The 903-nt window shown below is 46.6% G+C and carries 1 protein-coding gene and 1 pseudogene; both read left to right on the top strand.

Features of this window, described 5'->3' with window-relative positions; translation table 11 throughout:
* A pseudogene (locus A3756_RS28410) lies at positions 1-207 on the top strand (hypothetical protein); the annotation flags it as partial.
* A gap of 49 nt (positions 208-256) precedes the next feature.
* A complete protein-coding gene (ssb, locus tag A3756_RS25370) occupies positions 257-853 on the top strand; it encodes a single-stranded DNA-binding protein (RefSeq protein WP_068554548.1) in 597 nt (198 codons plus the stop codon).
* Positions 854-903: the final 50 nt, after the last annotated feature.

The raw sequence follows: 903 nt of genomic DNA, 5'->3' as shown, positions 1-903 counted from the left end.
GCTAACCCAAGCTCTGAAACAGGTATGACCTTAAGTTTCTCAGCTTTGGCAGACTCTCAGGCTCAGGAAATAACCGATAGGCTTAGCTCAGTGGGAGGTGTTGAAGAGGTTGTTTTGGTGCCTGAAGATAAGGTGGCTTATCTCAAAGTAATCAAAGGTAAACTAAATCAGCAGGAGCTGGATTCGGTTATGGAATGCTATCGTTAAGCATGAGACAATAATTAGATTAGAGCAAAAAATAATTCGGGGAAAGGTAATGGCAAGAGGTATAAACAAAGTAATTTTGATCGGTAATTTAGGGCAAGATCCTGATGCGCGCATGACGGCGCAAGGTTCAGCGGTCACAAACCTGAATATTGCTACGGATGAAAGTTATAAAGATAAAAACAGTGGACAGATGGTGCCAAAAACGGAGTGGCATCGTGTTGTTATGTTTAATCGTTTAGCTGAAATTGCAAAAGATTATCTGCGTAAAGGCTCTAAAGTCTATATCGAAGGTAAGTTGCAGACCAGAAAGTGGCAAGATCAAAGCGGACAAGACCGCTATACCACCGAGATTGTTGCGAACGAACTGCAGATGCTAGATAGTAAGCAGGGTGGATTTGATCAGCCGCAAGCAGCCACGCAAGGCGGGTATCAGACACAGCCTGCTCCTCAAGCAGCACCACAAGCACAGGCTGCACCGCAGGGCTATGCGCAGCCACAGCAGGCGGCGCCGGTTCAACAAGGCTATCAGCGCGCGCCACAACAGGGCGGCCAGGCTTATACTCAGGCAGCGCCTCAAGCCGCTCCGCAAAGCGCTCCAGCAATGGCGCCTCCTAGTGATGATTTTGATGATGATATTCCGTTCTAATTCACAGTATATTTAGTTTTGTAGATTTAAATTCTACAAAGAGCCCCTTG

The organism is Oleiphilus sp. HI0086 (assembly GCF_001635225.1).
The sequence above is the reverse complement of the archived record's forward strand: the minus strand, read 5'-3'. Positions and strand labels throughout refer to the sequence as shown.

Coding starts and splice junctions, on each gene's coding strand:
- ssb (WP_068554548.1), top strand. CDS start 257: ATGGCAAGAGGTATAAACAAAGTAATTTTGATCGGTAATTTAGGGCAA.